Annotated in this window: 12 protein-coding genes; 6 read left to right on the top strand and 6 right to left on the bottom strand. The window is 57.8% G+C overall.

Going from position 1 to position 18,369, the window contains the following annotated elements; genetic code table 11:
* Window positions 1–657, bottom strand: a 657-nt coding sequence (locus VAE57_RS13955) for a DnaJ domain-containing protein (protein ID WP_322822479.1), incomplete at its 3' end; no start/stop codon positions are given.
* A gap of 84 nt (window positions 658–741) precedes the next feature.
* Between VAE57_RS13955 and VAE57_RS13950 the strand changes: the two genes are divergently transcribed.
* From VAE57_RS13950 to glnA, 6 genes are all read left to right on the top strand, one after another.
* On the top strand, window positions 742–1,158 hold the full coding sequence (locus VAE57_RS13950; protein WP_322822478.1) for an EVE domain-containing protein: 417 nt from the start codon (window positions 742–744) through the stop codon (window positions 1,156–1,158).
* Window positions 1,159–1,380: 222 nt separating this feature from the next.
* Complete coding sequence (locus VAE57_RS13945; protein ID WP_015909409.1) at window positions 1,381–2,085, top strand: response regulator transcription factor; 705 nt, start codon at window positions 1,381–1,383, stop codon at window positions 2,083–2,085.
* Window positions 2,082–3,269: a sensor histidine kinase gene (locus VAE57_RS13940; RefSeq protein WP_322822477.1), complete on the top strand. Its 1,188-nt coding sequence runs from the start codon at window positions 2,082–2,084 to the stop codon at window positions 3,267–3,269. The genes VAE57_RS13945 and VAE57_RS13940 overlap by 4 nt, the downstream gene beginning before the upstream one ends.
* The gene (locus tag VAE57_RS13935) at window positions 3,266–5,452 is read left to right on the top strand and encodes a VC_2705 family sodium/solute symporter (protein ID WP_322822476.1); all 2,187 of its coding nucleotides are present in this window, start codon (window positions 3,266–3,268) and stop codon (window positions 5,450–5,452) included. Before VAE57_RS13940 ends, VAE57_RS13935 begins: the two co-directional genes overlap by 4 nt.
* Before the next feature lie 358 nt (window positions 5,453–5,810).
* Entirely contained in the window at window positions 5,811–7,802 is a 1,992-nt protein-coding gene (locus VAE57_RS13930; RefSeq protein WP_322822475.1) for an acetoacetate--CoA ligase, read from the top strand.
* Window positions 7,803–8,389: 587 nt separating this feature from the next.
* Window positions 8,390–9,724 (top strand): type I glutamate--ammonia ligase, encoded by a 1,335-nt coding sequence (gene glnA, locus VAE57_RS13925; protein WP_322822474.1) that lies wholly within the window; start codon window positions 8,390–8,392, stop codon window positions 9,722–9,724.
* 56 nt (window positions 9,725–9,780) lie between these two features.
* On the opposite strand, the gene trhA is transcribed toward glnA, so the two are convergent.
* From trhA to VAE57_RS13900, 5 genes are all read right to left on the bottom strand, one after another.
* Window positions 9,781–10,428 carry a PAQR family membrane homeostasis protein TrhA gene (trhA, locus tag VAE57_RS13920; protein WP_322822473.1) on the bottom strand — a complete coding sequence of 216 codons (648 nt, stop codon included), beginning with the start codon at window positions 10,426–10,428 and terminating at the stop codon, window positions 9,781–9,783.
* Between the two features lie 204 nt (window positions 10,429–10,632).
* On the bottom strand, window positions 10,633–12,432 hold the full coding sequence (locus VAE57_RS13915) for a S8 family peptidase (protein ID WP_322822472.1): 1,800 nt from the start codon (window positions 12,430–12,432) through the stop codon (window positions 10,633–10,635).
* Window positions 12,433–12,676: 244 nt separating this feature from the next.
* Window positions 12,677–13,273 (bottom strand): TetR/AcrR family transcriptional regulator, encoded by a 597-nt coding sequence (locus VAE57_RS13910; RefSeq protein WP_322822471.1) that lies wholly within the window; start codon window positions 13,271–13,273, stop codon window positions 12,677–12,679.
* A gap of 109 nt (window positions 13,274–13,382) precedes the next feature.
* On the bottom strand, window positions 13,383–14,936 hold the full coding sequence (locus VAE57_RS13905; protein ID WP_322822470.1) for an efflux RND transporter periplasmic adaptor subunit: 1,554 nt from the start codon (window positions 14,934–14,936) through the stop codon (window positions 13,383–13,385).
* A gap of 44 nt (window positions 14,937–14,980) precedes the next feature.
* Window positions 14,981–18,283 (bottom strand): efflux RND transporter permease subunit, encoded by a 3,303-nt coding sequence (locus VAE57_RS13900; protein WP_322822469.1) that lies wholly within the window; start codon window positions 18,281–18,283, stop codon window positions 14,981–14,983.
* Between the last annotated feature and the right edge of the window lie 86 nt (window positions 18,284–18,369).

Genomic DNA, 18,369 nt, shown 5'->3' with positions numbered 1-18,369 from the left:
TGCCGCAGTCGGTGACGGTGCCGCAGTTGGTGATGGTGCCGCAGTTGGTGATGGAGCAGTGGTTGGCGATGGTGCCACGGTCGGTGGTGGCACTGCTGTCGCTTCTTCGGCAACTGCTGTGGCACCAGGCAAGCGTGTCGCTTCCGCCTCTTGTAATTGTCGCCAGCCAAACCAGCCCAGCAGAGCTACTGCCACTCCCCCGAAGGCCACAGTAAGGAAGCTGCGCCGCGAGAATGTGCGCGAGGTGGTAGCCGCTGTTGGCTTCAGATCGGCTTCCAGACCGGCAATGAGGTCGGCACAGTCGCGGTACCAGGGATTGATCCGTTGTAGTTCGCGCAGTGTCGCCAGAGCCTGTAAACGTCGTCCGGCTGCCAGATGTTCTTGCGCTTTGGCGTATAATTCAGCCTGGTAGTCACGCGGTGTTGATGTCGATATAACAGGTGATGGCCGTCGCCGACGCAGATTCTGGTATGCCTGATTGATCCGCCGCGCCCGGCGTGCTGCGTAGGACTGTTCATCTGGTGAAGCGCCGGCAAACCGATCAGGGTGGTAGATGCTGATCTGTTTGAGATACGCCTGTTTTATTTCTGCCGGTGTCGCACCGGGTTGGACACCGAGGATGGCATAGTCATCGAGTTGTTCAAAATCGTCGTTCACACATCCCCCTTTCGCGCCGGGTATTATAGCATGAGGTAGTGAAAAGAGTACGCAGGCTATTCCGAATCGATGGAAAGGAAATCAATGCCAAACTACTGGTTGTTGAAAACAGAACCGACGGTCTACAGTTTTGCCGATCTGGTGCGCGAAGGCCGCACCGTCTGGGATGGGGTGAGTAATAATGTTGCTCTGAAACATATGCGTGAGATGCGTAGCGGTGATGAAGTACTGATCTACCACACCGGCGACGAACGGCAGGCTGTTGGTCTGGCACAAGTCGTCAGCGATCCCTACCCCGACCCTAAACAGAGTGATCCGCGTCTGATCGTGGTTGATGTTGTACCATTGCGGGCATTGCCCCATCCGGTTTCACTGAACGCCATTAAGTCTGATCCATTTTTTGCTGATTTTGCCCTGGTGCGCCAGGGGCGACTCTCGGTTGTACCGGTGACTGCTGCACAGTGGGAGCGTCTGCTGGCGATGGCAGAAGGACGTGGGTGATAATAACGAACACAAAATTTATGGTATACTTCACCATACGAATAGGAAATGTTTCATCCTGACACCTGACCGTTATGGGCAGACGAAACCTGTTATTATGATGGTTCGTTTTGCTTTGCGTACCCATTGTTAACGGTTTCTGGTATCACGGATAAAACAACACCGTATATCCCCGTATAACAGCGTCCATTGCATCCATTGAGGGAAGCAAGGAGTGCTGCAATGGAAGCAGCTACCATTCTCGTTGTTGATGACGAGCAACCAATTGTTGATCTGGTCAGCAGTTACCTGACAAACGAGGGTTTTGTTGTGCATCGGGCCTACGATGGCCCTGGCGCGTTGGCGCTGGCGCGGAGTGTGAAACCCGATCTGGTGGTCCTTGATGTGATGTTGCCGGGTCTGGACGGGATTGAGGTTTGTCGGCAGTTACACCGCGACACCTCGGTGTTTGTGCTGATGCTGACGGCACGCGCCGATGAGATTGATAAGCTGATCGGCTTGTCGGTCGGTGCCGATGATTATCTGACCAAACCGTTCAGTCCGCGTGAGCTGGTAGCACGGGTGAAGGCCATTCTCCGCCGTAATCGGGTTATTCGTGCGATAGAGGTGAATCAGCGCCCGATTTTGCAGTTTGAAGGACTGTTGATCGATCCCGAACGGCGCGAAGTTGAACGCAACGGGGTGCGGGTTGATTTGACCCCGCGTGAGTTTGATCTGCTGTACGCACTGGCCAGCTATCCGGGGCGCGTATTCACCCGTGAAGAGTTGCTCCAGCGCGTGTGGGGGCCAGATTTTGCCGGTATTGATCGGGTGGTTGACGTGCATATCGGCACGCTGCGGCGTAAGCTCGATGATGATCACCACGGCACGCCCCTGGTGCAGACGGTTCGTGGCGTTGGTTATAAGTTTGTCGGTAGTACACGATGATGAAGTGGCTGCGGCAGCTCCGCTGGAAGCTGTTCATTTCCCATCTAATTATCGTCTTGATGGCCTATGTCGTACTGCTGGCTGCTGCCAATGTACTGGCAAGCCTGGGCTGGACTGGCTTTGCTCCGCTGACACTTGGTGCCGCAGCAGCCGAAACCGGTCAGTTGCAGGCTGGCCTCACCACCGAGGCCGGCGAGTTACAAGAGCAGTTTCAATCGGTGATTCAGCAGGCGCTGCTGATCAGTGGTTTTGCCGCGCTGGCGGCAGCAGTGATTGTAAGCCTCTTCGTCTCACGGCGGATTGTTGAACCAATTCAAACGCTCTCAAATGTGAGCCAACGGCTAGCCCAGGGGTTTTATCGCGAACGTACCAACATTCAGGCCGATGATGAGATTTCTCAGTTAGCACATAGTGTCAATCAACTGGCCGAAGCCCTTGATCAGACGGAGCGCCGTCGTCTGGCATTACTGGCCGACGTGACGCACGAGTTGCGTACCCCGCTGGCGACGATTGGCGGGTACATGGAAGGGTTGCTGGATGGGGTTGTGTCGGCGAATCCGGCCACTTTCAATCTGATCTTGCGTGAAACCCGTCGCCTTCAGCGTCTGATCGAAGATTTAGAGTTGCTGTCGCGGGTTGAAGCTGGTCAGTTACCGGTCGTCGCCCGGGCAATCGATCTCCGTCCGGTGCTGGAAGCACAGCTCGCGCAATTTGAAACACTCTTCAGCAGCAATCAGGTGACGTTGCAGCTCGATGCGCCCGCACAGTTGCCGCAAGTATGGGCCGATCCGGATCGGGTGGCGCAGGTGCTGATCAATATCCTGGCCAATGCCTACCGCTATACACCGGCAGGAGGAACTGTAACAGTGCAGGTGACGACCGATGACCACGAGGTGCGGGTGGCAGTGATCGATACCGGGATCGGAATTGCCGCCGAGCATCTTCCTCACGTATTCGAGCGCTTTTACCGGGTTGATAAATCACGTGCCCGGAATAGTGGTGGGAGTGGGATCGGACTGGCGATTGCCCGTCACCTGATCTATGCCCAGGGTGGCGAGATTTGGGCGGAAAGTGATGGGATCGGAAAAGGCGCACGCTTTATCTTTACCCTACCGCTGGCACCGCAGATGGCGTTCGTGCGCGTAGACCCGTCCGTCACGGTCGAGGCAGTTGACACACTATGAGCGCACAATTCTGGCTTGGTCTGTTTCAACTTTTTCTGGTTGTCGGTGGCGCACTGGCCGTGTCACTGTTCATCATTGATCGTCTCTTCCCACCGGTACGGCAAACGGCAAAATCAGATACGGCTAATGTGCGAAGGTTGCGGATCGGTCCTGCTTCAACTGCTGTCCCTCCTCCGCTGCGCTGGCCGCTGGCACCGGCATGGTTGCCGCAATACTGGCAGGAAAATCTGCGTCTGGTCGGGCCACTCCTCGTTATCTGGTTACTAAGCTTTGTGCTACCGGTTGTGTTATCAGCACCACTCAACCAGATCAGCGTTCTGACCGGGTTCCCCCTCGGCTATTACATGAGTGCGCAGGGAACGCTTATCTGTTTCGTTGTGCTCATCTTCGTCTACAACTGGCGCATGCACATCCTTGATCGGCGGTACGGTGTCGACCCTCCCGAAACGCCAGAAGCACAGCAAACACGCCGAATCTACTCGCTCCGCTATTTAGGCTTCACCATTGGATTACTGGTATTGTTGATCGTGTTTGTCATTCTTGAGACACGGTTTCGCCTGCCATCATTTATCATCGATTGGAGCTTTCTTGCGCTGACGATTGGTCTCTATGCTGTGATCGGCATTCGTTCACGCGCCGATACCCTCGATGCCTACTATGTTGCCGAGCGGAAAGTCCCTGGTGTGCTCAACGGCCTGGCCACCGGTTCGGACTGGATGAGCGCGGCATCGTTTATCAGTATGGCCGGTGCCCTCTATCTCTTGGGGTTTGAAGGGCTGGCCTACATCACCGGTTGGACGGGTGGCTACGTATTGCTGGTATTGCTTCTCGCTCCCTATCTACGCAAATTCGGTCAGTACACGCTCGTCGATTTTATCGGTGCCCGTTATCCGGGCGCTGGCGCACGAGTAATCGCTGCCATCCTCAGCATCATCATCTGCTTCACCTATGTCACAGCACAGGTGACCGGGATCGGGATCATTATGAGCCGGTTTCTCGGTCTCAACTACATGGTCGGCGTGATCGTTGGCCTGGCAGCCGTCCTGCTCTGTTCGTACCTCGGTGGGATGAAGGCCATTACCTGGACGCAGGGCGTGCAGGGGATAATTCTGGTGTTTGCCTACCTGGTACCGGTGACCTGGCTGGCCTTCAAACTGACCGGCGTAGCCTTGCCACAGGTTATGTATGGTGTGGCCCTCAGTAATATTGATCGTCTGGAACAAGAGCAGGGGCTTGCGAGTTATGTTGCCCCCTTCAACGATTGGTCGATCTGGAACTATCTGGCTCTTTCGCTCTGTCTCATGCTGGGAACAGCCGGCATGCCGCACATTCTGGTACGCTTCTACACCGTACCTACCGTTCGCGACAGTCGTAGCAGCGTAGCCTGGGCATTGGTCTGGATTTGTGTACTCTACCTGACCGCACCCGCTTACGCCGCCTTCTCGCGCTGGGAGATTTTAAGTTCGGTGGTGGGGAGGCCGGTTGTCGGGTTGCCTGAATGGACAAATCGGTGGGCAAGCACCGGTCTGCTCAAGATCGCCGATGATCCTGATGCAGGTGGGAATGGTGATGGTATTTTGCAATACCACGAATTGCAGATCGACCAGGATTTGGTAGTGTTATCGATGCCGGAGATTGCTGAACTACCGTCAACTGTTGTGGCATTAGTTGCCGCCGGCGGCATGGCCGCAGCGCTTAGTACTGCCGATGGGCTGTTGATGGTGATCGCCTCGGCAACGGTACACGACATCTACCATCGTACCCTCAACCCACGCGCCTCTTCCCGTGAACGCCTGTTGTTAGGTCGACTGGCGATCCTGGTGGTCGCAATCCTGGCAGCCCTAACGGCATTGCAACGGTTGGTCATTATCGTACAACTGGTGGCCTGGGCCTTCTCTTTCGCCGCTGCGACAATCTTTCCGGTGCTGGTGCTGGGCATTTTCTGGAAGCGCACGAACAGCCGTGGCGCGGTGGCCGGTATGATTAGTGGCTTCCTGGTGACAGCCAGTTATATGGCAATTACATACCTCCTTCCCGAATGGACACTCTTTGGCATTTCCAGTTCGGCAGCCGGTATCTTCGGTCTCCCCGTCAATTTCCTGGTTACCTGGCTGGTTAGCCGGTATGGGCCACCGCCTGATCCAGAAGTAACCGCACTGGTTGATTACGTGCGCTATCCGTGATCGAGGTACGGAGATGGTGGGTTGCAGCGTCGACGGGTTAAATCCCTGCCGCAATGCGTGGAAGGCCGGCAGGGCGTACCTGGCGGCGGTGCGGGGGTGAGCGCCAGAGGCGCACGCGCCCAGTGTTGGACAGGCGATACCAGCTTGCGCACCAGAGGCGCACGTCCCCAGCTTTGGTCACACGACACCCTTGCGCATCGGTGGTACACACTCCCAGGGTATTGTGAGCAAACCCATCCCGTGGTCGCAGACCATCACTCCTCCTATCTTCTATCTCCTATCTCCTACATTTGACTCCAGTCCGCTCTTTCCACTACAATCGCTACAAACGTCAGTCAATATCAAACGGAGGCCAATGATGACCACCGCAGCAAAGTTGTTGTGGGAGCCGCCGGAAGACCTGCGCACCAATTGTACGATGCGTGCGTTTATGAACTGGTTAGCGCAGCGCCGCGGCTTACACTTCGCTGATTACCACCAGTTGTACCGCTGGTCTGTCGATCACATCGAAGACTTCTGGGCAGCATTGTGGGAGTATTACCAGATTAAGGCTCATACGCCCTACACGACGGTGCTGTCGAGTCGTGAGATGCCTGGTGCTCGCTGGTTCACCGGTGCCCGTCTCAATTATGCCGAACACGTGTTTCGGCACGCTACCGATCAACGACCGGCAGTGATATTTGCTTCCGAACGCCATGAACCAACGCCCCTGAGCTGGGCGAGTCTGCGTGCGCAAACGGCGGCCCTGGCGCAGACCCTGCGCGAGGCTGGAGTCGGACCGGGGGATCGCGTCGTGGCCTACGTGCCGAACACGCCGCACGCCCTTATCGGGTGTCTGGCAACCGCGAGTCTGGGGGCCATCTGGTCGAGCTGTTCACCCGATTTCGGCAGCCCTAGCGTCATTGACCGCTTCAGTCAAATTGCGCCGAAGGTCTTGATCGCGGTTGACGGCTATCAGTACGGTGGCAAGGCATTTGACCGTCGGGCTGAAGTCGCGGCGATTCAGGCCGCCCTGCCTGATCTGGAGCTAACTATCTTTATCCCCTACCTCGATCCAACCGCTGAAGCAAGCGGCCTGCGAGGGCGCGTCATCCGCTGGGCAGACGCCTTACATCAGGAAGCCGAACTCCTCTTCACCCCGGTGGAATTCAACGACCCGCTGTGGGTGCTCTACTCATCGGGCACAACTGGCCTCCCTAAACCGATTGTCCACAGCCAGGGCGGTATCCTGCTCGAACACATCAAATCGCTCGACCTCCATTTCGACATGCGAGCGGGTGACACCTTCTTCTGGTACACCACAACCGGCTGGATGATGTGGAACTTCTTGATCGGTGGTCTGCTGATCGGCGCGATACCGATCCTCTACGACGGCAGCCCGGCCTATCCAGATATGGGCATCCTGTGGCGCCTGGCCGAACAGACACGGATTCGTTACTTCGGCACCAGTGCCGGCTACATCACCGCGCTGATGAAGAGTGGGGTCGAACCGGGCACACAGTTCGATCTGAGCAGTATCAAAGCCATTGGCTCGACCGGCTCACCCTTACCGCCTGAAGGGTTTGATTGGGTCTACGAACACATCAAACACGACGTCTGGCTGGTCTCGTACAGTGGTGGTACCGACGTATGCAGCGGCTTTGTCGGTGGTTGTCCTCTCCTGCCGGTGTACAGCGGCGAAATTCAATGCCGCATCCTGGGCTGCCGGGCAGAAGCCTACGACACCGATGGGCAGAGTGTTACCGGCGTCATGGGTGAACTGGTCATCACCGCGCCAATGCCGTCAATGCCGATCTACTTCTGGAACGATCCCGACAACGCTCGTTACAAAGCCAGCTACTTCGAGCACTACCCCGGTGTCTGGCGGCATGGCGACTGGATCGTGATTAACGAACGGGGTGGCGTGATTATTTATGGCCGTTCAGACAGCACGATCAACCGCCAGGGAGTGCGCATGGGCACCAGCGAAATCTATCGGGCGGTAGAGACGATTCCCGAAGTGCTCGACAGTCTGGTCATCGATCTCGAAGGATTAGGTGGACGGTCATATATGCCGCTCTTCGTCGTCTTGCGCGAGGGACTCACCCTCGACGACGATCTGCGGCAGCGGATTAAGCAGGTCATTCGCCAAACCCTCTCGCCCCGCCACGTTCCCGACGACATCTTCCAGATTCCGGCGGTTCCCCTGACCCTGAGCGGGAAGAAGCTAGAGGTGCCGGTGAAGAAGATTTTGATGGGCGTGCCGGTCGAACGGGCGGCCAATCCCGACTCGCTGCGCAACCCCGAATCGCTTCAGTTCTTTGTTGACCTGGCACGCACCCTGGTGAATAGCGACAAAGTGGCCGGGTGAGCTATATTCACCACAAAGACACAGAGGGCACAAAGGGTTTAGACATTCTCTGTGCCCTCTGTACATCTGTGGTTGGTCTATGTTCGCCATCACGCTAATGGTAACTGCACTGCGGATCAGGCGTAGATACGGTTTTCGGGTTGAGTTACCCGTGACGCATCGTTTGGAGTGAGGCAGCCATGTTACCTCACCCACCGCACACACTGGCAGGCGCTGGTCGCAGCGCGGACCTGTACCGGTACGTGATCTGGTCAAGGGGATGGATGCACACAGGCTGTTGGCCTGCCCGTCGCAGGATCACCCACCATTGCAGACACCGCTTCCATACTGGATTGTTCGTAACGCAGGGTTTGGCGTGCGGCAGCCATGCTGCCGCGCTCACCGCACGCACCAGCAGATGCAGGGCGCAGCGCATACCCGTGCCGATACGTGACTCTGGGCAAGGGAATGGATGCGTGCAGGCTGGTAGCCCGCGCTACAGGAAGCCAAACCCAATTGCATCCCCAGCCCCGTCGCCATCCTGGCCCGCAGTATGGTATAGTACAGAAAATACCTGTACGACGAAACACAAGTAAGGAGCATCGCTCATGAGTGATGATCCGCGCACCGCGCTCCTGCATCGCATCGCAGCCGATCAGGTGTCATTCATCAATCTGCAATTCACCGACGTGCTGGGTATCGGGAAGACGGTGACCATTCCGGTTGAGGAGCTGCCCGATGCGCTTGACCACGGCGTCTGGTTTGATGGCTCTTCTATCGAAGGATTCGCCCGGATGGTCGAGAGTGACATGTATCTTGTGCCCGACATCTCGACCTACGCCGTCGTGCCATGGGATCGGCATCAGGGTGTTACTACCGCCCGCTTGATCTGCTCGGTCTATACTCCTGATGGGAAGCCGTTTGCCGGCGATCCACGTAATGTGCTGCGGCGGATGCTCGATCAGGCTGCTGCTGCCGGTTATCGGTTTATGGTCGCGCCTGAACTGGAGTTTTTTCTCTTCAAGACCGATCCGAACGGCAATATTCTTGAACCACACGATAAGGCCAGCTATTTCGATATATCCACCGATCTGGCAACGCATATCCGCCGCCAGATGGCCCGTACCTTGCAAGCGATGGGGATTACCGTTGAAGCGGTGCACCACGAGGTGGCACCCGGCCAGCACGAGATCGATCTGCGTTACGCCGATGCCTTGCAGTCGGCTGATCATCTGGTGACGGCACGGGTGGCGTTGAAGGCGGTCGCCCAGATGAACGGTCTCCACGCAACCTTTATGCCTAAGCCTATCGCCGGTGTCAATGGCAGCGGGATGCATGTCCATCAGAGCCTGATCGACCGCGATACGGAGAAGAATCTCTTCGCCGATCCAGACGATCCCTACGGCCTTTCAGCGCTGGCCCGCCACTTTATCGCCGGTCTGCTGGCGCACGCCCGTGGGATGTGCGCCCTGCTTGCCCCGCTGGTCAATTCGTACAAGCGCCTGGTTCCCGGATTTGAGGCACCGGTCTATATCTCGTGGGGTCGTACCAACCGCTCGGCGCTGGTGCGTGTGCCGCGCATTACTGCCGGACGCTACCAGGCAACCCGGATTGAACTCCGCTGCCCCGATCCGGCCTGTAACCCGTATCTGGCCTATACCGCGATGCTGGCCGCCGGTCTCGATGGAATTCGGCGTAAGTTGCCGTTGCGCGATGCGACCGAAGAAGACCTCTTCCACGTCGATCCACGTGCCCGTGGGCTGACCACCCTGCCAACGTCATTGGGTTCGGCACTTGATGCCCTGCGTGAAGATGAAGTTATTCTCGAAGCCATTGGTCCCTCAATCGCCGAGCGGTTTCTTGATGCCCGTCAGCAGGAGTGGGAAAGCTACCGCGCCTATGTCTCGCAGTGGGAGATTGAGCGCTATCTGGCAATTTTCTAGGACGGATTTGCAGCAAGACGGAGCGCATAGTCGTGCGCTCCGTCTTTGTGTGGTCGTCAGATCACAATCGAGCTGACGGCAATAAAATGGCAGAGGCTACCGATCAAAACAAAACCGTGCCAGATGGCGTGCATGTAACGCAGTCGCGACAACATGTAGAACGGTGTGCCGAGGGTGTACGCAATGCCGCCCGCTACCAGCAGGCCAATGGTAAACGGACTAAGGACAGTCAATACCTGGTCGGCAACGATCACCACCAGCCATCCCAGCCCAATGTAGACCAGCGTCGAGAGCAGGCGAAAGCGTCCGGTGAGGAACAGTTTCATGACCACACCGGCAAGCGCCAATCCCCACACCAGCCCAAACAAGAGCCAGCCCCACGTACCGCGCAAGCTGATCAGTGTGAAGGGAGTGTAGGTACCGGCGATCAGCAGGAAGATCGCACTGTGATCGCATATTTCGAGAATGGCCCGTCGGTGTGGCGTTCGGCTGGCATGGTAGAGGGTCGAAGCCAGATAGAGCAGCGTTAGTGTCACGCAGAAGGTTGTAGCACCGGCAATCTGCCAGCCATCACCCCTCTGCCAGACCACGCCGACGAGGATGGCGCCGGCGATTGTACTGGCGATAGCGCCGAAGCCGTGGGTCATCACATTGATCCGCTCTTCGGCGGGTGAGAAGTGTTCAGATTGGTGTGTTGGTTTCATGGTTATGTTGTATATCAGCACAGCAGGCATAGTATTCCATCGCCAGTATGCACTTTTCATTGAGCATTGACAAGTGTCGTCCGTCATGTTTATGGTATGACGCCGGTCATTTGGTTCCAAAACGGGGTACAGCACGCCGTATATGCTGTACCCCGTTCTGAAGACAGTCATTCATTTCAATCAGTTCAGCGCACGTGTCGCACCCTACCGCCCCAGCAACTCATTCCCCAACAGCCCTAGCAGCACCTTACCGTCGGGATGCAACTCAAAACGTGCCCGTTCAAACCACTGCACGATCACTACAGTGCCCGGTTGCGTCTCTTCGACCCGTGGTGCCGATAATGGAAAGCCAAACAAGGCCAGACTCTCGGCGTAGCTTTTGCCGGGTCGGCCATCAAACTCCAACCCATTGCGCTGCCAGTAGCTCAGGAACGGCTCACACAATGACTGATTGGTTTCAGCGAAGTAGAGACAACCGGCGAGCGGCCCACTGCGCTCAAACGTTGTCCAGTCGCGTCCCTGCCGCTGCAAGATGGTATCACCGATGCGCGACAGCAGAACATGGTACGGCGGCTGGTTCTCCGGTCGCCATTCAAAACGGTGACGCTCGAAATACTGAACGGTCACCGGCCGGCCATCGCTCCCGATCTCGGTAAATTCCTCGCTGACCGGAAAGCCGAAGATCGGTAAACCACCGTTCTGTTCCCAGTAGGCCCGAAATCCACCACCCAGCGTATGACCGGTTTCAGGGAAGTAGAGGCGGCCATCAGCCGGTGGTTCCACCCGGGCGAAGGGATCGCCCCCAGGGTTGCCGGCTACCGGAGGAGTGCCGAGTGGACACCCGCCATACGTCGTAGCTGTTTGGACGGCGGCCAGCACATTCAAGCGCCCATAGCCATACTCGCCATCGCGTCCCGGTTCACCCCGATCATCGGCTGCCACAGACAGAATACAGCGCACATCGGCGCCGCTCAGATCAGGGCGTATCGTCATCACCAGTGCTGCCGCTCCACTCACAAAAGGACTGGCGAACGAGGTGCCGGTTGCCAGCACATAGCTATTCCCTGGGGTTGTAGTGGCAATATCAACACCCGGCGCCACCAGATCGATAAACTCACCCGTATTCGAGAATCCGGTGACCTCATCGCCATAGTCGCTCGCACCGATAGCAATCGTTTCCGGGTAAGCCGCTGGATAATTGGGCGCATTCCCTTCTGCCCGCTCGTTACCACTGGCTGCCACCACCAGCACCCCCCGCTCGGTTGCATAGCGAACGGCTTCGTGTAGCGCAGGTGAAGCCAGTGCCCCACCCAGACTGAGATTAATAATCCGTGCTCCATTGTCGGTTGCCCAGCGAATGGCACTAATCACACTTGAATCCCGACAACGGCCACTACTCAGACACGCCTTGATCGGCAGAATGACACATCCCCAACACATACCGGCGATACCGACGCCATTATCGCCGCTGGCTGCAATCAAACCGGCCACCGCCGTCCCATGACCGTTATCGTCGCTGACATCGGTACTACCAGTAATGGCATTAAAGCCATCCAATACCCGACCGGCCAGTTCAGGATGACTCGCATCAATGCCGGTATCGACAACCGCCACCACAATCGGCCCGCCGGTTGTGATCTCCCAGGCATCATAAGCCGCAATCGTGCCTAATGCCCACTGCCGTTCGCGTAGCGGATCATTGGGGGTACGGGTGATAGTACGCTCGTAGTCTGGCACCGCATAGACGACGTGCTCGTGCTCAAGAATACGGTTGCCGGCCCATTCAACCGTCATACCGGCCGGCAAGCGCACCAGATATGTCTGCTCGCCGAGCGGTTTCACCGTCAGCGCCTTCAGGGTGCGCACAAGATCGGTTGTGTCTTGGGGAACGGCAAACTTCACAATGAGATCGGTTGAAGGGGCCGCCTGAACTGGGGTACCCGGTGGCAATCCTGCCACAACGACGAAGATGATCAGCAGCAATAGTCCAGAACGAGCAGGCATGGCGAGTCCCTTGTGTTCAACGATACATACCTGATCGTATTGTACCCGATCAGCGCTGGTTTTGCTTCACGCTGCTACCGATTGTCAGGCAACATGCGGAACAAGAACGGGTGTTGCCCTTAGCCTACCCCTTTCTACCTGTGCCTGACGACTGCATCAACCAGGTTCCATCCCGGTAAGCGCTGGCAGGCACCTCTCCTCATCCTGCCTGCCTGTCAGCCGCAGAGCGATCTGGCCGGGCAACTTATTGCAACCCCTGCAGGAAGATGCGTACCACCAGATCGGCTGTCGCTATCGGATCGGCTGCCGGTGGCAGGTTACGCCCACCGACAAACGGGAAGCACAGCAAGGAAGAGAAGGTGCGGATCACATCAACCGGTTGCAGATCGGCGGCCACCTCACCATTCGCAATCGCCGCTTCGGCCAGCCGCCAGACTCGCCGCTGCGCCTTTAGTAGCTCGTCACGCGATTGCGGATGCTTCTCAAGCAGCTCGGCAACTTCCGGTAACCAGAGCTGAAAGGCCGCAGCGTGATGCCTGATCTGAAACTCAACACTGGCGTGCAGCAGATCACAGAGCTGTTGCAGTGGCGAACGATCCGTGGGTTCGCCAACCGCGGCAGCAGTAAACAGATCGCGGATCAAGCGCGCAATCATCGCTGCCAGCAAATCTTCGCGGGTAGGAAACTGATTGTAGAGCGTTGGTTTCGAGATGCCGACTCGCGCCGCCAGCTCATCCATCGCCAGCGCCGCAAATCCTCGCTCGGCAATGAGTTGCTGGGTTGCGGCGAGTATTTCATCGCGCAGCATTTGGCGGCGGCGTTCACGGAGCGTCATGCTCATAGTTGTTTCACTCAGCCGGCTAACGAGGTTGTGTTACCCGGCAATATACCACAAATTGCAAAAACATGCCGCAGCCGATAGCGAAACCGACTGCGGCGGTTGAATGAAGTTAGTTGTTGGTGAGAATGGTGATGCGGACACTCATCCCGGTTCGCAGCTCTTCCTGGCTGTCGAGCCTGACCCGAACGGTAAAGGTGCGTACATTGCCGACTGTATTTGCCACTGGCGCCACAAAATCAAGCGTACCGGTGAAGACCGTGCCGGGCAGGGCATCGAGTCGCACTTCTACCTGCTGCCCTTCGCGCACACGGGCAATATCGGTGTCACTGATTGCAGCCTCGACATACAGCTCGCTCGTGTCGACGATCCGCACCACCGGCAAGGCACCGGTTCCGGCCAGATCACCGGGATCGACGTTTACCTGCGCAACTACACCGGCGAACGGCGCCCGCAAGACTGCCTTCTCAAGGTTGAGTTTCGCCGCAGCCAGCGCTGCCTCGGCAATTTTCACGGCGGCTTCGGCAGCGGCCAGACTCTGCGCCGTCGGTGGTGCAGTGATCCGTTCGAGGTTAGCCTGAGCAGCCGCCACACCAGCTTGAGCTGCGGCCAGCGCACCGGCCCGCTGATCGCCACGCAAACGATCCAGTGTCGCCTGGGCCTGGGCCACCGCAGCGTCAGCCGCTGCGATCAGGTCGGCGGTTGGCCCATCGAGCAGTCGCTGCAAATTGCTCTGCGCTGAACGCAACTGAGCCTCAGCCGCAGCAATGCCGTCAATCTCATTCTGGCGGGCCTGCTCGTAGGCCAGTTGCGTCTGCTTGTAGCGTGCCTCTGCCGACTCGACAGCACGGAGCAGTTGCTCTTCGGCATCCTTTGCCTCTTTCGGCAGCTCTAAGCCAAATTTCGCCAGTTGCTGCTCGCGTTCGCGGTTTTGCCAGTACAGGTCGGAGTAAGCCTGTTGCGCATCACGCAGCGCATTGGCAGCCTGCAACATCTGAAGCTCGGCATTGCTCTTCGCCGCCGAGAGGTTGGTACGTTGGATGTTCAGATTCGCCTCTGCCTGCTCAACTGCCGCACGTGCAGCGGTGAGTTCGGCGTTGTTCGGCCCATCGAGCAGATCGTTGCGACGGGCAATAGCTTGGGCCAGCGCCGCTTCAGCCGCAGCAATATCGGCATCGGTAACACTGCCACGGGCTTGGCGCAAAGCGGCCTGGGCCTGCGCCACCTGCGCACGTACCGCCGCTATCTCTTCAGGCGTTGCCCCCTCTAGCAACCGTTCGTAGTTGGCACGCGCCTGCGCCAGACTGGCTTCGGCCTGGGCCACCTGTAGCTCTAGCTCGCGAGCGTCGAGGGCGACCAACGGATCGCCCGCCTGAACAGTATCTCCTTCACTCACAAATACCTCGGCCACCACACCGGGAATACGGAAACTTAATTCCGCACTGCTGCGAGCTACCACTTCACCGCTGGCCGTAACGCCGAGGCTGATGGTAGGCTGATTGGGTAGTTCAATCGTCAGCGGGGCCGTCGTCGGTTGGGGCACTGCCGTCGGTTGGGCTGCGAGTGCTGCCGTTGGCACCGGTGTTGCTGCCGGTGCCGGCGCGGCACAGGCGGTGAGCACGGTGAATAGTCCACCCAGTAATGTTCCGATAATGATCCGTCGCATGGTCTACTGGCTCCTGTCAGATATGGTTCGCTTAAAATCTGTCCTTAATCAGCCGATGGTTCGCCGGCAGGCGTTGGTGACGATGTTGGTGCGACCGGTCGTGCCGCCGGTGCGCTGGTACTTGCCGATGGCGCTGCACTGGCGACGGCAGGGCCGGGCGCTGGCAACTCGAAACCTTCGTGCTCCTGACCCAAGCCGAAGCGCTGCTTCACCCAGGTTACGGCGGCGTCCATCAGACTATAGACAGTTGGCACCACCAGGAGCGTAAGCGCGGTTGATGTCAGCATACCGCCGATCAAGACCCAGGCCAGCCCTTTGCGGAACTCATTGCCTTCACCGGTTGCCAGCAGGTGCAGACCGAGCGCCGTCGGCATGGCACCGGCCACCAGTGAGAGAGCCGTCATCAGGATCGGGCGCAAACGGATGGCACCGGCCAGCTTCAGTGCCGAGTGTTTATCCAGGCCCAGTTCGCGCAAGCGGTTGGTAAAGTCGACCAGCAGAATCGAGTTCTTCACCACCAGACCGAGCAACATAATCAAACCGATCATCCCGGTGATGTCGAGGTCGATCCCGACCAGGCGCAGGGCGAGGAAGGCGCCGATAAAGCTAAACGGCATCGCCATCATAATCACCAGCGGCTGCGTAAAGCTACCGAATTGCGAGGCCAGCACCATGTAGACGAACAGCACCGAGAGACCCATCGCCAGGAAGAGCGACGAAAAGCCTTCGTTGGTCTGGGCAAAGGTACCGACGTAGCTGACAACCACATTCGGTGGAATGTTGAGTGCTTCGATCCGCTGTTGCAACGCAGCCTGAGCATCGGTCAGATTGACGCCTTCGAGGTTGGCCCCGATCAACACCTGATTGAGCCGGTCGTACCGTCGGATCGAGACCTGGCTGGATGCCAGTTCAACCGTACCCAGCGAACTGAGCGGTACCACACCGGCGCGGGTGGGAATACTGATCGCTCCCAGCGTCTCAACTCCTGCCCGATCCTGGGGCGCCAGCCGCACCACCACATCAAGGTCGGTGTTGTCCGTCCTCAGCACCGTGGCCCGGTCACCGTTGATCAGCGCTCGCACCGAAATCGCGATGTCTTCATTGGTAATACCCAGTTCACCGATGCGGGCCGGATCGGCGCGGAGTCGTAGTTCTGGCTTACCGACCTGCAAGTTGCTATCAATATCAACCAGCCCCGGAACAGCCGCCATCTCGCGCTTAATCGCCTCAACCAGTGGCGCCAGCTCGGTAGCCGGGCCGGTTGTCTGGAGACTGACCTGCAATTCGCGCCCTTCAACACCGGCGCTCGAAGGCTGGAAGCTCGGCACCGAGAAGCTCAGGCGGGGCAAGAAGGTCAACTGCTCGCGCAGCCGCTCTTGTGTTGGCAACGTCGGCGTGCGCCCAACCAGCGTCACCGCAAACTCAGCTCGCTCTGGGAAACCAGGGAAACCGACTCTGGCAATCACATTCTCAACTGCCGGATCGTTCAGCAGAATCTGCTCGGCCTGTCGAGCCAACCGGTCGGTTTCGGCCAGAGTAGTACCCGGCGCAGCCTCAAAGCGCATAACGAACTCGTGTGGGTCTTGTTCCGGGAAGAAGGTCAATTTCAGCCCACTGGCGACCCACATACTCAGCACCAGCACCGCAATCGCGATCCCGACCACGATCAACCGATTCCGCAGACTTGCCAGCGTCCACCCCAGCAGCTTCCCGTACCAGCGCCCCATCCTTCCGGGGTCTTCATTGGCCTCTTGCAACAGGCCAATATCGCGCTCGCTGACCTCATCGGAAATCGGCACCTCCACAATTGGCTGATGCTGCTGATGATGCTTTTTGGGCTTTACCTTCATGTTGGGGAACAGATTGGCCGAGAGCATGGGTGCGAAGGTGAAGGCTTCAGCCAGCGAGAGCAGAATCGCAATCGACACCACCAGCCCGAACGACTTAAAGACAATCCCGGCCACTCCCTCGGCGAAGGTCACCGGCACGAACACCGCCACAATCGTGAGCGTCATCGCCACGACCGACAAACCAACTTCCCACGTCCCGCGTGATGAGGCTACCCGCGCACTCTCACCTCGTTCAAGGTGGCGGAAGATATTTTCGCGCACCACAATGGCGTCGTCGATCACCAGACCGACACAGAGCGAGAGGGCGAGCAGCGTCACCAGATTAATCGTGAGACCAAAGATCGGCATGAAGATGAAGGTACCGATCAAAATGACCGGCAGGCCGGACATCGTAATAATCGTGCTGCGCAAATTGCCGAAGAAGAACCAGACCACCAGAAACGCGGCCACCGAGGCAAACATCAGCTCTTCCAGCGACGAGAGCACCGATGAGCGCACAGCCTCTGAGGCGTCAAGCGGGATAGTGTAGGTCAGTTCGGGAAACGCGGCGAAGGCCTGATCCATCGCCCGGTAGACGTTATCCGCTACCGTGACGGTGTTAGCGCCCGACTGCTTGAGCACATTGATGATGATCGCCTCGCTCCCATTCAAGCGGGAGATGGTGGTAACGTCGGCCACACCCTCTTCCACCACAGCGACATCACCGACCCGATACGGGGTACCCGAAATCTGCACATTCGCGATGTCAACCGCACTGCGCAGGAGCGACGGTACCCGCAGGCTGATCTCGGTATTATTTTCGACGATAGTGCCCAGGCCGAGATTTGCATTGGCTTGCTGCAACGACCGACTGACTTGAGCCGGTAGCAGGCCATACGCCTGAAGCTTGGCCAGATCAAGCCAGACGTTGATCTGGCGTTGCTGACCACCATTCACCGTGACCGAGCCGACGCCGGATGCACGCTGAATGAGTGGCACAATCTCTTCCTCGATCAGTGTGCGCAATTCGAGTGGCGACCGGCCAGACGTGTCGGCAACGGCGATCTGCATGATCGGCGATTGATTGGGATCGAAGCGTTGATAGACCGGCTGTCGCACATCGCGCGGCAGTTGGGGCAAGATGCTGTTCACCCGCTGCCGCACATCCTCTTCGAGTTGTTTTGCTTCGTTACCAGCTTCAAATTCGAGAATGATCAGCGCCGAGCCTTCACTGGCCTGCGACGTGATGTGCTGTAAACCGGCAAGCGTGTTGACCGCATTTTCAATTGGCCGCACGACCTGATCAACCACGCTCTCCGGGCCGGCACCGGGATAGGTCACACTGACAGCAATAATCGGGACATCAATTTCCGGCAGTAAGTTGACGGGGGTCGAACGAAATGAGAGAATACCAAAGGTGATGAAAGCAAGCATCACCATGGTAATGAAAACGGGCTGACGAATCGAGACGTCAGAAATCCAGATTCCGTTCAGTTTTTCCCGGCGTTGCGGGGCCATTGGTTATCCTCCCACGAGACGACGTTGCACAGGTTTTGTCACGTACTTGTTTTTACTATACCGTAAAGTTTTCTGACGGTCAAGGG

Origin of the sequence: Chloroflexus sp. (genome assembly GCF_034434295.1) — a bacterium.
Lineage (GTDB): Bacteria > Chloroflexota > Chloroflexia > Chloroflexales > Chloroflexaceae > Chloroflexus.
The sequence above is the reverse complement of the archived record's forward strand: the minus strand, read 5'-3'. Positions and strand labels throughout refer to the sequence as shown.